Annotated in this window: 13 protein-coding genes; 6 read left to right on the top strand and 7 right to left on the bottom strand. The window is 71.3% G+C overall.

What is annotated here, in order from left to right:
- Window positions 1-19: 19 nt before the first annotated feature.
- Both ACVW00_RS05180 and ACVW00_RS05175 read left to right on the top strand, forming a co-directional pair.
- Complete coding sequence (locus ACVW00_RS05180; RefSeq protein ID WP_457109836.1) at window positions 20-1,135, top strand: carboxylate-amine ligase; 1,116 nt, start codon at window positions 20-22, stop codon at window positions 1,133-1,135.
- A 40-nt stretch (window positions 1,136-1,175) separates the two neighbouring features.
- On the top strand, window positions 1,176-1,847 hold the full coding sequence (locus ACVW00_RS05175; protein WP_457109835.1) for an HD domain-containing protein: 672 nt from the start codon (window positions 1,176-1,178) through the stop codon (window positions 1,845-1,847).
- On the opposite strand, the gene ACVW00_RS05170 is transcribed toward ACVW00_RS05175, so the two are convergent.
- Together ACVW00_RS05170 and ACVW00_RS05165 are read right to left on the bottom strand one after the other, a co-directional pair.
- A complete protein-coding gene (locus ACVW00_RS05170; protein WP_457109834.1) occupies window positions 1,807-2,073 on the bottom strand; it encodes a DUF4031 domain-containing protein in 267 nt (88 codons plus the stop codon). The genes ACVW00_RS05175 and ACVW00_RS05170 overlap by 41 nt on opposite strands.
- The gene (locus ACVW00_RS05165) at window positions 2,070-2,897 is read right to left on the bottom strand and encodes an NYN domain-containing protein (RefSeq protein WP_457109833.1); all 828 of its coding nucleotides are present in this window, start codon (window positions 2,895-2,897) and stop codon (window positions 2,070-2,072) included. Before ACVW00_RS05165 ends, ACVW00_RS05170 begins: the two co-directional genes overlap by 4 nt.
- A 72-nt stretch (window positions 2,898-2,969) precedes the next feature.
- On the opposite strand from ACVW00_RS05165, the gene ACVW00_RS05160 reads away from it, so the two are divergent.
- Together ACVW00_RS05160 and ACVW00_RS05155 are read left to right on the top strand one after the other, a co-directional pair.
- Complete coding sequence (locus tag ACVW00_RS05160) at window positions 2,970-3,731, top strand: enoyl-CoA hydratase-related protein (RefSeq protein ID WP_457109832.1); 762 nt, start codon at window positions 2,970-2,972, stop codon at window positions 3,729-3,731.
- A 108-nt stretch (window positions 3,732-3,839) separates the two neighbouring features.
- Window positions 3,840-4,973, top strand: a complete 1,134-nt coding sequence (locus tag ACVW00_RS05155) for a ScyD/ScyE family protein (RefSeq protein WP_457109831.1) — start codon at window positions 3,840-3,842, stop codon at window positions 4,971-4,973.
- 257 nt (window positions 4,974-5,230) lie between these two features.
- On the opposite strand, the gene ACVW00_RS05150 is transcribed toward ACVW00_RS05155, so the two are convergent.
- Both ACVW00_RS05150 and ACVW00_RS05145 read right to left on the bottom strand, forming a co-directional pair.
- The gene (locus tag ACVW00_RS05150) at window positions 5,231-7,072 is read right to left on the bottom strand and encodes a ribonuclease H-like domain-containing protein (protein ID WP_457109830.1); all 1,842 of its coding nucleotides are present in this window, start codon (window positions 7,070-7,072) and stop codon (window positions 5,231-5,233) included.
- Window positions 7,073-7,123: 51 nt separating this feature from the next.
- The gene (locus ACVW00_RS05145; protein ID WP_457109829.1) at window positions 7,124-7,579 is read right to left on the bottom strand and encodes a hypothetical protein; all 456 of its coding nucleotides are present in this window, start codon (window positions 7,577-7,579) and stop codon (window positions 7,124-7,126) included.
- Window positions 7,580-7,665: 86 nt separating this feature from the next.
- Between ACVW00_RS05145 and ACVW00_RS05140 the strand changes: the two genes are divergently transcribed.
- The gene (locus ACVW00_RS05140; protein ID WP_457109828.1) at window positions 7,666-8,226 is read left to right on the top strand and encodes a TetR/AcrR family transcriptional regulator; all 561 of its coding nucleotides are present in this window, start codon (window positions 7,666-7,668) and stop codon (window positions 8,224-8,226) included.
- 30 nt (window positions 8,227-8,256) lie between these two features.
- Here ACVW00_RS05140 and ACVW00_RS05135 read toward each other — a convergent pair whose 3' ends face one another.
- Together ACVW00_RS05135 and ACVW00_RS05130 are read right to left on the bottom strand one after the other, a co-directional pair.
- Window positions 8,257-9,177, bottom strand: coding sequence for an alpha/beta fold hydrolase (locus ACVW00_RS05135; protein ID WP_457109827.1), 921 nt, complete (start codon window positions 9,175-9,177; stop codon window positions 8,257-8,259).
- A 65-nt stretch (window positions 9,178-9,242) separates the two neighbouring features.
- A complete protein-coding gene (locus ACVW00_RS05130) occupies window positions 9,243-9,830 on the bottom strand; it encodes a TetR/AcrR family transcriptional regulator (protein ID WP_457109826.1) in 588 nt (195 codons plus the stop codon).
- Window positions 9,831-10,057: 227 nt separating this feature from the next.
- Here ACVW00_RS05130 and ACVW00_RS05125 point away from each other — a divergent pair, with 227 nt between their 5' ends.
- Window positions 10,058-10,717: a VOC family protein gene (locus ACVW00_RS05125; protein ID WP_457109825.1), complete on the top strand. Its 660-nt coding sequence runs from the start codon at window positions 10,058-10,060 to the stop codon at window positions 10,715-10,717.
- A 27-nt stretch (window positions 10,718-10,744) separates the two neighbouring features.
- On the opposite strand, the gene ACVW00_RS05120 is transcribed toward ACVW00_RS05125, so the two are convergent.
- The gene (locus ACVW00_RS05120) at window positions 10,745-11,719 is read right to left on the bottom strand and encodes an aldo/keto reductase (protein ID WP_457109824.1); all 975 of its coding nucleotides are present in this window, start codon (window positions 11,717-11,719) and stop codon (window positions 10,745-10,747) included.
- Window positions 11,720-11,783: the final 64 nt, after the last annotated feature.

Genomic DNA, 11,783 nt, shown 5'->3' with positions numbered 1-11,783 from the left:
CGCCGGGGTACTGGGTGCCATGCGGACGGTCGGCGTCGAGGAGGAGCTGATCCTCGTCGACGCGCGCACCGGCCACCCGCGCGCGGTGGCGTCGCAGGTGCTCGAGGTCGCGGCCGAGCACGGTGAGGTCCACTACGGCGACCTCGAGCACGGCGCGATGGTCCACGAGCTGCAGCAGGAGCAGCTGGAGACCTACACGAAGCCGGAAGCGGACCTGGACCAGCTGGCCGCCGACCTGCGCCGCTGGCGCGGCCTGGCGGCTTGCCGGGCGGCGGAGTTCGACGCCCAGGTGGTCGCCAGCGGCACGTCGCCGGTGCCGGCGATGCCCCGGCTGGTGCCGACCACGCGCTACGCGCAGATGGCCGAGCGCTTCGGCCTGACCACCCGCGAGCAGCTCGTCTGCGGCTGCCACGTGCACGTCGCGGTGGAGTCGCTCGACGAGGCGGTCGGCGTGCTCGACCGGATCCGCGCCTGGCTGTCGCCGCTGCTCGCACTGACCACCAACTCGCCGTTCTGGGCCGGCGCGGACTCGGGCTACGCCAGCTACCGTTCCCAGGTCCAGCAGCGCTGGCCCACCTCAGGACCGCCGGAGCTCCTCGGCTCGCTCGAGGCCTATGTGCGACACCAGGCCGAGCTGCTCGGATCCGGCGTGCCTCTCGACGCCGCGATGATCTACACCGACGCCCGGCCCTCGCACCACTACTCCACGATCGAGATCCGGGTCGCCGACGTGTGTGCCGACGTCGACGACGCCGTGCTGCTGGCGGCCCTGTGCCGCGGGCTGGTCGAGACCGCCGCGCGGGAGTACGCCGGCGGCGAGCCGGCACCCTCGTGGTCGACCTCGATCCTCCGGCTCGCGGACTGGCAGGCGGGCCGCTACGGCATCTCCGACCAGCTACTCGACCCGGTCACCGCGCGGCCGCGGCCGGCCCGCGAGGTGGTGGACGCACTGGTCGACCACGTCGCCGCCGCGCTGTGCGACTACGGCGACGAGGCGGCGGTCGCCAAGGGTGTGCAGCGCATCTTCAGCCGCGGCACCGGCGACGTCCGCCAGCGTGCCGTGCTCGCCAGGACCGGCCGGCTCGAGGACGTGACGTCCTACCTGGTCCGGGCAACGGCTGGGGAGCTGAGCTAGCCGGGCGACCGCCCGGAAGCGCGTGAATACCATGGCGCTCGTGCCCGAGCCCTCGCTGAACTGGCCGCTGCCGGACCGCCTCGACCTCGAGGAGGGCCTGATCGCGGCCTACTCGACGGGACGCGGCTACCACGACCTGCGCCACCTGACCGAGGTGCTGATCCGGCTCGACGAGCTCGGCCAGTCCGACGACGTCGAGCTGGTCCTGGCCGCGTGGTTCCACGACGCGGTGTACGACGGCGCACCGGAGGCCGAGGAGCGATCCGCCCGGCTCGCCGAGAGCGAGCTCGCCGGCATCGGGGTCGCCGGCATCGGGGTCAACGGCATCGGGGTCGACGGCATCGGGGTCGACGGCATCGGGGTCGATGTGGCCGAGGTCGCGCGGCTGGTGCGGCTGACCGAGCACCACGACCCGGAGCCGGGCGACCACCGTGGGGAGGCGCTCTGCGACGCAGACCTGGCGATCCTGGCCGCGGCCCCGGAGCGTTACGACGAGTACGCCGCCGGCGTACGCCGCGAGTACGCCGCCTACTCCGACGCGGACTTCAGGGCCGGCCGCCTGGCCGTCCTGCAGGACCTCGCCTCGCGGGAGGCGCTCTTCCGCACGGCGTACGCGCGCGAGCACTGGGAGCCTCGGGCGCGGGAGAACCTCGCCCGGGAGATCGGGCAGCTCAGCGACCCGGCGTCTTCCGCACCCGGAGCCCGGCCCTGACCAGCCGGGCCACCAGCTCACGACTGCGCACCGGCACCGCACCGGCGGCGACCATCGCGTCGTAGTGCTCGGCCGGTACGTCGTAGTGGTCCCCGTCGAACCCGCGCTCCGGCACGCCCAGCCCGCGGGCGAACTCGTGCAGCTCGTCGTAGGAGCTGTCCGACGCGAGGTGGGACCACATCCGGCCCCGCGACGGCACCGAGGGCGGGTCGATCAGGATGGTCACGACGCCGATGCGGCCTTCTTCGCCGGCCGACGCGACGACTTCTTCGCCGGAGACTTGGCCTCGCCCTTGCCGCCGGACTTGCTCTCGGACTTGCTGTCCGGCTTCGTGTCGGAGATCAGCACCGCTCCCTCCTGCCGGGAGACGGTGAAGAGGCCGATCGCGTCGATCAGCCCGCTGAGCTTGGCGTAGCCGTAGTTGCGCGGGTCGAAGTCCGGCCGCTGCTTGAGGATGATGTTGCCGACCTGCCCCAGCGGCGCGCGACCGTTGTCGTCGGACGCGGCGTTGATCGCCGAGCGGATGAGGGACAGCAGCGCACGGTCCTGGCGCAGGTCGCCGCCCGGCACGCGCGTCCGGGAGTCGTCGTCACTGACCGGCGCCGACCGGAAGATCTCGTTGTAGATGAACTGGTCGCACGCCTTCACGAACGCCTCAGGGGTCTTGCGCTCACCGAAGCCGTACACGCGCTTGCCCGACTCGCGCAGCCGCGACGCGAGCCGGGTGAAGTCGCTGTCGCTCGACACCAGGCAGAACCCGTCGAACTCGCCGGCGTGCAGCAGGTCCATCGCGTCGATGATCATCGCGCTGTCGGTCGCGTTCTTGCCGGTGGTGTACGCGAACTGCTGGATCGGCTGGATCGAGTGCGCGAGCAGCGTGTCCTTCCACTTGTTCAGCCGGGTGTTCGTCCAGTCGCCGTAGATCCTCTTCACGCTGGCCACGCCGAGCGTCGACACCTCGGCCAGGAGGCCGTCGATGATCGAGGAGTCGGCGTTGTCGGCGTCGATGAGCACGGCGAGGAGGGCGTTGCCCTCGGTCGGGACGGTCATGGACCCATCCCACCACGGAGTCGCGGGCGACCCGGACCGACGGGCGGCGCGCCCGGTCCCTAGGCTCTGCCCGTGACCACCGAGGAGCTGCAGGTCGATCGTCGCGACGGCGTCGTCGAGGTCGTGTTCAACCGACCCGGGCGGCGCAACGCCTTCACCGCCGCGATGTACGCCGGCATGCGCGAGCTGTGCGAGGAGCTGCGCGTCGACGACTCGGTCCGCGTCCTCGTGCTGCGCGGGGCCGGTGGCCACGCGTTCGCCGCGGGCAACGAGATCTCCGACTTCCTCGACCGCGACGCCGTGGCCTACGAGGAGAGCATCCGCGAGCTGCTCGTCGCGCTCTTCGAGTTGCCCCAGGTGACGGTGGCCGCGGTCGACGGCGCCTGTGTCGGCGGCGGGCTCGCGGTCGCGACCCACTGCGACCTGCGGATCTGCACCCCGCACTCGCGGTTCGGCTACCCGATCGCGCGCACGCTCGGCAACGCACTGTCCGCCTCGATCGTCTACCGCTGCGCCGCGATCTTCGGGGAGTCCCTGACGCGGGAGATGCTGCTGACCGCGCGCCTGACCACCTCCGACCGGGCGTACGCCGCCGGAGCGGTGATGTCGGTCGTGGACGATCTCGACGCCGAGCTCGAGCACCTGGTCCGCGGGCTGCTCCAGGCCTCGGCGGTCACGATCCGCGCGACGAAGGCCCAGCTGACCCATCGGGCCCGGCTGCTCGAGGCGGAGCCGGACTTCGACGCCGCCCTGCTCGCGGAGGTCTACTCGGGCCCGGACTTCGCCGAGGGCGTGCGTGCCTTCCTGGCCAAGGAGCGGCCCGATTTCGCCTGATCTGTCGCGGGAGATACGGACCGCAGCGCCTCGTAAGTCCCACTAGTGCTCCCCCACCTCCGGTGCGAATGTGGTTCAGGTCACACTCAACGCCACGGAGGAACCTTCATGTTGCCCAGCAGAGCCAAAGCCCTGATAGCCGTCGCCGGCGCCTCAGCCCTCATGTTCGGCGGGGTCCTTCCCGCCAGCGCGGGGCCTGGTGCCGCCTCCCACAACGGCCGTGCGGCCCAGTCGAGCCGACTCGTCACCGTCACGAGCAACCTCACCGGCCCACGCGGGCTCGCTGTCGTCAACAAGCACAAGTCGTTCGTCGGCCAGGCCGACGGCACGATCAGCCGGGTCGTGAAGCGTGCCGGCATGCCGGCGACGGTCACCACCGTCACCCACGTGCCCGGCACGTTCATCGCTCCGGCCGTCGCGCTCGGACGGCACCACACCCTCTGGATCCTCACGGCTGCAAGCGATCCCGGCACGGGTGGCGCGACGCTGTACAAGTGGAGGAGCGGCTTCACCGCGCCGAAGGTGGTCGCCGACATCGCGGCGTACCAGACGACGGACCACGACCCCTACGACCTCGAGGACAACCCCAGCGACAGCGACCCGTACGGCGTCGTCGCGCTGAAGCACGGCGTGCTCGTCGCGGACGCGGCCGGCAACGACCTGCTGCGGGTCTCCGGCAGCGGTCACGTCCGCACGGTCGCGGTGCTCAAGCCGCGCACGGTGATCACCCCGAACGGCCTGCCCGGCGTCGACCCGGAGAGCGGCGACCCGCTGCCCCCCGCCGGCACACCGCTTCCCGCGGAGGCCGTGGCCACGTCGGTGACCGTCGGCAGCGACGGGTTCTGGTACGTCGGTGAGCTCCGCGGCTTCCCGGCCACCCCGGGCACCTCGGAGATCTGGCGGATCAAGCCCGGCTCGCACAACGCCGTCTGCGACCCCGAGCACCCGCAGGCGGGCCACTGCAAGCGGTACCTCGACGGGCTCACCTCGATCGTGGACCTCGCGCCCGCGCCGAACGGGCGGCTCTACGCCCTGGAGCTGTCGAAGATGAGCTGGCTGCAGATGGAGCTCGGCGCACCCGGCTCCACCGAAGGCGGCCTGTTCAAGGTGCGCGCGCACCACGTGATCAGGGAGCTCGCGAAGGGCAAGCTGATCCAGCCCGGCGACGTCGACCGCGTCGGGCGCGTCCTGGAGGTCACCGGGCCGGTCTTCGGACCGGGCAACCTGTTCCGGATCCGCTGACCGAGGCTGTTTCGCCGGCCCGGCTCCCGCTCGCGGGGGCCGGGTCGACGGCCGTCAAGGGCTGCTCAGGGCCGGTTGCGGCCGTACACGTCGTGCGCCTCGACCCACTCGCGGCGCGTAGTCGTCGTCCTTGTCGCGGGGGATCCTGGGAGAGGTCATGCGCAGCAGGATGCCATCCGCAGGGACCGTCGAGCAGCCCCAGCCCGGGTCGTCGAGCAGACCGAACCACAGGTGGTCGAGCAGCGAGGAACGAGCGATCAGACGAGACCCGGCGCCACCCAGTCCTCGATCCGCGGCAGCTCCTCGTAGTGCTCCCGCAGCCACCGCCGCACCTCGTAGGTGGCGAGCACGTCGCTGCGGTTGTAGGACCGCAGCCACGCCACGGCCTCCGCGTCGCCGCCGACGGCCGCGGCGTGCTGCAGCATCGAGAAGTCGCCACCGGGGTCGTCGACGTCCCAGCTGAACCCGATCCCGGTCGCGACCACCTTGAGGCCGTTGCCGGCACCGGTCAGCACCGCACCCCGGAAGACCGTCGCGAGGTCGACCCACTCGGCCGCGATCATCGCCTCGAGCTCGTCCTTGCCCGGCAAGCCGGGCAGCGCCGCCTTGGTGACGATTCGGCGCATCACCGTGAGCTCGGCCGCGGTCCAGTGGTAGACCCGCAGCGCGCCACCGAGCAACGCCGCCTCGGCCCGTCGCCCGGCCAGGTGGTCGAGGAAGCGCAGCAGGACGTCCGCCTCGACCTCGTCGGTGAGCTCGTCGTAGGAGTCGAGAGCGACGTACTCCCCCAGCCCGCCGACGACGGTGGGCAGCACGCCCCACAGGTAGCTGCGCGACTCGGGGTCGGACTCGAGGTCGACGTCGAGCTCGACCGCCGCCGTCGGCAGGCCCAGCGGTCCGGCGCCGCGCCGGCGGTGCGGCCGTCCGGCGACCACGACCCGCGCCTCGTCGATCGTCGGCGCCAGCCTGATCGCCTTCGCCGTCCGGTACGACGCCGTCGCCTCGTCGAGTCGGGCGACGAACTCACGACACGTCGCGGCTCCCATCGCCTCGACAACGCCGGGCCGCTTGTCGAGCACGTCGGCGATCGGGGCATCCGGCTCGGCAGCCTCGAGCTTGCGCCACATCGCCTCGGTGAGCTCGTCGACCGCGACTGCCGTCGCCACGTCGAGCCCGGCCATCGCCTGCCGGGTCAGGACGCCACGGCGCCGGTGCTCGACGTACCGGTCCCAGGTCGAGCCCGCGAGCAGTGACACGTGGTCGTCGGCGGTCAGCTGCGCGTGGCAGACGTCGCGCCAGGAGCAGCCGTGGCACTCCGAGATCCACACGGGCACGACCTTGGGCGGCAGGTCCTCGCCGTCGATGCGTGCCTGGGTGTGCCGCGCGACGTCACGACGGAACGCGAACTCGTGGTCGTAGACCTCCAGCCAGGTCGCCGGCTCGTCCAGCCACCACACCGTGCGCCGGGGCACGTCGAGGTCGATCCACCACAGCAGCTGACGCCGGTCGAGGACCACCCCGCGCGGCGGACCGGGTGCGGCGAACCCGTGGTGCTCGAGCATCCGCCAGTAGTGCGCCAGCTGCAGCGCGTCGTCGTGCTCGCGGTCGGGCTTGAGCCGCAGCCCGGCGTCGGCCGAAGCGGCCGTCGGCCAGGGCTCGGCCAGCGCGGACCAGCGCGCCGGCTCGGACGTGGCGCCGGCCTTCTCGGTGATGCCGTGCAGCTTCACGTCGCCGGGCAGGTAGCCCCCGTCGACGCGGACGAGGAGGTCGGGCTTGCCGGTCCGGCGCCCCTCGAGGTCGTCGGGCAGGCGGCCGCCGAGGATCAGCGGCACCCCGGCCCGCATCGCCTCGACCGTCGGCTCCACGGCACGCCAATTGTCGGGGATGACGACGGCGTCGGGGTGCAGTGCGGCGAGCTGCTCGATCATCGCCTGCTCGAACTCGCGCCCCTGCGCCATCCGCTCCTGCTGGGTCACCGGCGGCTCGACCGGGACCGTGCCCGGCGGCGGCAGCAGGTCGTACTGGAGCCGGACCGGGCACCGCTTCGCCGGGTACGCGCTCAGCGGCCGCACCCGGGAGTAGTCGGCGTCCTCGGTCACGCGCCGATCACACCACACGGCGAGGACAGAATCGGGACCCCTGACCTCCGGCTATGAAGGCAGGTCCGTCGACCGCAGCAGTCGTCTCCGGCCGCCCTCCAGCGTCCGCGGCGCCAGCCACCGGTGGGCGAAGCCCACGCCCGCCCAGACGGCAGAGCCGATCCTCCCGTGGAATCGCAACGAGGTCGTCCACCTGACCTCGGAATCGTCGACGTCGAAGACCATCCGGCCGGCCATCAGGCGTCCGTCCGCCTCCATCACGAACCGTTCGGGAGAGTCCTGCGCGATGGCCCAGCCGACCAAGGTGCCGGCAGCTCCCGGGGCCACCAGCTCGAAGCCGAGGATCCCCTGCCACACGACCCGGCTGAACGGGCCCTCCGCGCCTCGCAGCGTGGCGTGCGCCCACGCGCCGGCGGATGCGCCGGAGACCGCGGCGACCGTGAAGCAGTCGCCGTAGTCGACACCGGCCGCCAGCGCTTCCGGTACGTCGATCCTGCTCGCGGTCATCCCTGACCCCTTCCATACGGTTCCGTATGTTCGACCGTAGACCTGCAGTTGCGACACGTCAATACGGTGGCGTATAGAGTCGGGCCATGGCTCGCCAGACGACACCCCCGGAAGCGTGGGTCCGGGAGGCTTCCGCGCTCCTCGCGGCGGCCGGACCGGACGCCGTGCGCGTCGAGGTGCTCGCGGCTCGCCTCGGTGTCACGAAGGGCGGCTTCTACTGGCACTTCGCGGATCGCGGTGCGCTGCTCCAGCGGGTCCTCGACGAGTGGGAGCGCGACCTGGTCGACGACGTCATCACCGACGTCGACAGCGCGGCGACCGAGCCGGGCGACCGGCTGCGCCGGCTCTTCGAGCTCGCGAACCAGTTCGCCCGGACCAGGACCGGGCCGGCCCTCGAGCTCGCGATCCGCGAGTGGGCGCGCCGAGAGACCTTCGTCGCCCGGCGGCTGCGTCGGGTCGACAGCAAGCGGATGCGGTACATGCGCACCCTCTTCCGGGGCCTCGGCCTGAGCGACGACGAGGCCGAGGCGCGCAGCTTCCTGGCGTTCACGCTCTTCGTCGGCAACGGCCTCGTGCTTGCCGACCACGACGGACGTACCCGTCGAGAGGTCGTCGGTCGCGCGCTCGACGGGCTGCTGCGGGCGTAGCGGCCCGCCCCGATCGCCTGCCGACCGAGTTCAGGCCGAGGCTGCTCGCTCGCCGGCACCACCGACGTACTCGACGATCGTCTGCACCACCTCGGGATCGCGCAGCACCTTGCGGTGGCCCAGGCCCTCGGTGGTGATCAACGGTGCGTTGATGGCCTGCGCGAAGTCGACGACGTCGGAGTACGGCGTCTGCCGGTCGCCCCGGTCGCTGATGATCAGCGTCGGCCGCGGCTCGACGTGACGGGCCTGGACGCGCGCGTCGAAGTCGGCCACGGCCACGCCCACGAACTCCTCGACCTCGCGCTCGAGCACGCGGCGCGTCCGCGGTCCGAAGTCGAGGGCCTGCTGGAACTGGTCGAGCAGCCCGTCGAACTCCACCATCGGCGCGACGAAGACGAACCGGCCGGCACCGAACCAGCCGTGCCGGATCGCCAGGTACGTCGAGATGGTGCCCATCGAGTGCGCGATCACCGCCTCGGCCGGACCGAACTCGCAGAACACCGCATCCAGCGCCTTGGCGAACTCGACGCCGTTCGTGGTGCCCGGACCGGCCGGCCCGTGGTCGGAGTCACCGTGCGCCGGCGCGTCGAACATCACGACGCGATGGCCGGCCTCGACCAGCGGCTCGACGAGCGCCCCGAACTGCGCGCCGCGTCCGCCCCACCCGTGGACCAGGTAGATGGTGTCGCCGGTGGTTGAGCCGTCTCCGGTGGTTGAGCTTGTCGAAATCCCCCACACGAGCCCACGCACGACGTGTCCCTGCGCGAGCACCTCGAACGGCTCGCCACCCGCCGGCACCGGCAGGTCGGCCATCCGCGGCGGGGCGGCGAACCAGAGCCTCCGGGCGACGTGTCCGGTCCACGCAGGGACCACGTGCTCGCCGTACCGGAAGAACGCCTTCGCGGCGTCGTTCCTGAAACGAACGATCGTGCTTTTATCGAACGCTGCCATGGCCGTTGTCTCCTGCCTCGGGGGATCTCTGGTCTGTCTACGTGGGAGGTGTTGATCGGGTTCGCTCACGCCGCACTGGCGGCGAGCAATTGGTCGAAGGCGATCCGGGTGCGGTCGAGCGCCTTCGGATCCTTCATCAGCCGCGAGGCGTGGTGGTAGCCGTACATCAGCGCCTGGACGTTGAACGCGAACTGCTCGGTGTCGAGGTCGGCCCGGAAGTCGCCCTCGCTGACCGCCGTGCCTGCAACCGTGACGATGAACTCCGTCCAGTCGCGCTCGCCCTGCACGAGCGCGTCGCGCATCGGGCCGGGCTGGTCGTCGTACTCGATGGAGCCGGTGACGAAGAGGCAGCCGCCCTCGAGCACCTCGGTCGCCCAGACGAGCCAGAGGTCGAACAGCGCCCGCACCCGCGCCACGCCGCGCGGCGTCGCCAGCGCCGGCCGCACGACCAGGTCGGTCAGCCGCTCGCGACCGCGCGCGAGCGTCTCGAGCTGGAGGCTCTCCTTGGACCTGAAGTGCGCGAACAGCCCGCTCTTGCTCATCCCGGTGCGCTCCGCGAGCTGCCCGATGGTCAGCCCGGTGAACCCGACCTCGGACGCGATCCCGACGGCCTCGTCGAGGATCGCGCTCTTCGTCTCCTGACCCTTGCTCACGCCGGAAGAATCGCACGATCGTACTTTTCCGGTCAAGTCATTTCCCAGGCACAACCCGACCCAGCCACAGCCGGTCGAGCAGCCTCAACCACCGCGGTGGGCACCCCCGCCACAGCTGGTCGAGCAGCGAGCGCCAGCGAGCGATCAGACGAGACCCGGCGAGGTTTCGACAGGCTCAACCACCGAGCGTCTGGTGCCCAGACCCCTCCGGCGAGCAGAGTGTCGACATGAGCAGCGGCGGCCGGCCGCCGAGCACCGATCCGGGCAGGAGCAACGCAATGGTGGACATGAAGCTCGAGGTCGTCGTGATCCCCGTCAGCGACGTCGATCGCGCCAAGGACTTCTACAAGGGTCTGGGGTGGCGGCTCGACGCCGACTTCGCCACCAGCGCCGACTTCCGCGTCGTCCAGGTGACGCCTCCCGGCTCACCGGCCTCGGTCATCTTCGGCACCAACGTGACGACAGCGGAGGCAGGGTCCGTGCGTGACCTCCAGCTGGTCGTGACCGACATCGCGGCGGCGCGCGCGGAGCTCGTCGACGCCGGGGTCGAGGTCAGCGAGGTCTTCCACGACGAGGGTGGCGTCTTCCACCACGGCGGCACGGCCGGCCGCGTCTCCGGACCGGCCCCCGACGGCGCCAGCTACGGCTCGTTCGCCTCCTTCAGCGACCCGGACGGCAACGGCTGGATCCTCCAGGAGGTCACCACCCGCCTTCCCGGCCGGGTCGACGGCGTGACGACGTACCGCTCGGTCGAGGAGGTCATGCACGCCCTCGAGCGCGCCGCGGCAGCCCACGGCAAGCACGAGGAGGAGATCGGGGAGGCAGACCCCGAGTGGCCGGCCTGGTACGCCCAGTACATGTGGGACGAGCAGGCCAGCACCCCCTGACCGACGGAGGTCAGCCGAGGACGCGACTCACTCGTAGCCACTCGGCAGCCGCGGCGTGTACGGCGCCTCGAGCGCCGCCACCTCGTCGGCGGTGAGCTTCACCTCGACGGCCGCAGCCGCATCGGCGAGGTGCGGCTCCTTCGTCGGCCCCACGATCGGCGCGGACACCGACGGGTTGTTCATCACCCACGCGAGGGCGACCTGCGCCATCGAGATCCCGCGCTCCTCGGCGACCTTCTGCACGGCGTTGACGATCGGCTCGTTCTCCTCGCCGACGTACCTCTTGCCCATCGCGTCGGTCTCGGTGCGCTTCGTCTCGGTGCCCCACGGCCGCGCGAGCCGGCCCTTGGCGAGCGGGCTCCACGGGATGCTGCCGACACCCTGGTCGGCGAGCAGGCCGAACATCTCGCGCTCCTCCTCGCGCTGCAGCAGGCTGTACTGGTTCTGCATCGAGATGAACCGAGTCCACCCGTGTACGTCGGCCGCATGCTGCATCTTCGCGAACTGCCACGCCCACATCGAGGACGCCCCGATGTAGCGGGCCTTCCCGGCCTTCACCACGTCGTGCAGCGCCTCCATCGTCTCCTCGACCGGCGTCTCCCGGTCGAAGCGGTGGATCTGGTAGAGGTCGACATACTCGACACCGAGCCGGGCCAGCGACGCGTCGATCTGCTCGAGGATCGCCTTGCGGGACAGGCCCGATCCGCCCGGCCCGTCGTGCGCGGGGAAGAACACCTTGGTGGCCAGCACGATGTCCTCGCGCTTGGTGTACTTGCGCAGCGCCCGGCCGACGATCTCCTCAGAGGTGCCGGACGAGTACATGTTCGCGGTGTCCCAGAAGTTGATGCCGAGCTCGATCGCCTGCCGGAAGATCGGCTCGGCGCCGTCGTCGTCGAGGACCCATTCGGGGGCGCGTCCCCGAGACGAGTCCCCGAAGCTCATGCAGCCGAGGGCGATCCGGCTGACCTTCAGTCCCGAGTTCCCAAGTCGTGTGTACTCCATGGCGTCGAACCTACCCACGCACGCCAGATCATTTTCCACTGCGACGAGTGACTCACCTTCGCCG

The sequence above is a fragment of the Marmoricola sp. URHA0025 HA25 genome (assembly GCF_054059435.1).
The sequence above is the reverse complement of the archived record's forward strand: the minus strand, read 5'-3'. Positions and strand labels throughout refer to the sequence as shown.

Bases quoted from the DNA above. Each gene is read 5' to 3' on its own strand.
- ACVW00_RS05155 (WP_457109831.1), top strand. From the start codon at position 3,840: ATGTTGCCCAGCAGAGCCAAAGCCCTGATAGCCGTCGCCGGCGCCTCA.
- ACVW00_RS05165 (WP_457109833.1), bottom strand. From the start codon at position 2,897: ATGACCGTCCCGACCGAGGGCAACGCCCTCCTCGCCGTGCTCATCGAC.
- ACVW00_RS05145 (WP_457109829.1), bottom strand. From the start codon at position 7,579: ATGACCGCGAGCAGGATCGACGTACCGGAAGCGCTGGCGGCCGGTGTC.
- ACVW00_RS05135 (WP_457109827.1), bottom strand. From the start codon at position 9,177: ATGGCAGCGTTCGATAAAAGCACGATCGTTCGTTTCAGGAACGACGCC.
- ACVW00_RS05125 (WP_457109825.1), top strand. From the start codon at position 10,058: ATGAGCAGCGGCGGCCGGCCGCCGAGCACCGATCCGGGCAGGAGCAAC.
- ACVW00_RS05140 (WP_457109828.1), top strand. From the start codon at position 7,666: ATGGCTCGCCAGACGACACCCCCGGAAGCGTGGGTCCGGGAGGCTTCC.
- ACVW00_RS05180 (WP_457109836.1), top strand. From the start codon at position 20: ATGCGGACGGTCGGCGTCGAGGAGGAGCTGATCCTCGTCGACGCGCGC.
- ACVW00_RS05120 (WP_457109824.1), bottom strand. From the start codon at position 11,719: ATGGAGTACACACGACTTGGGAACTCGGGACTGAAGGTCAGCCGGATC.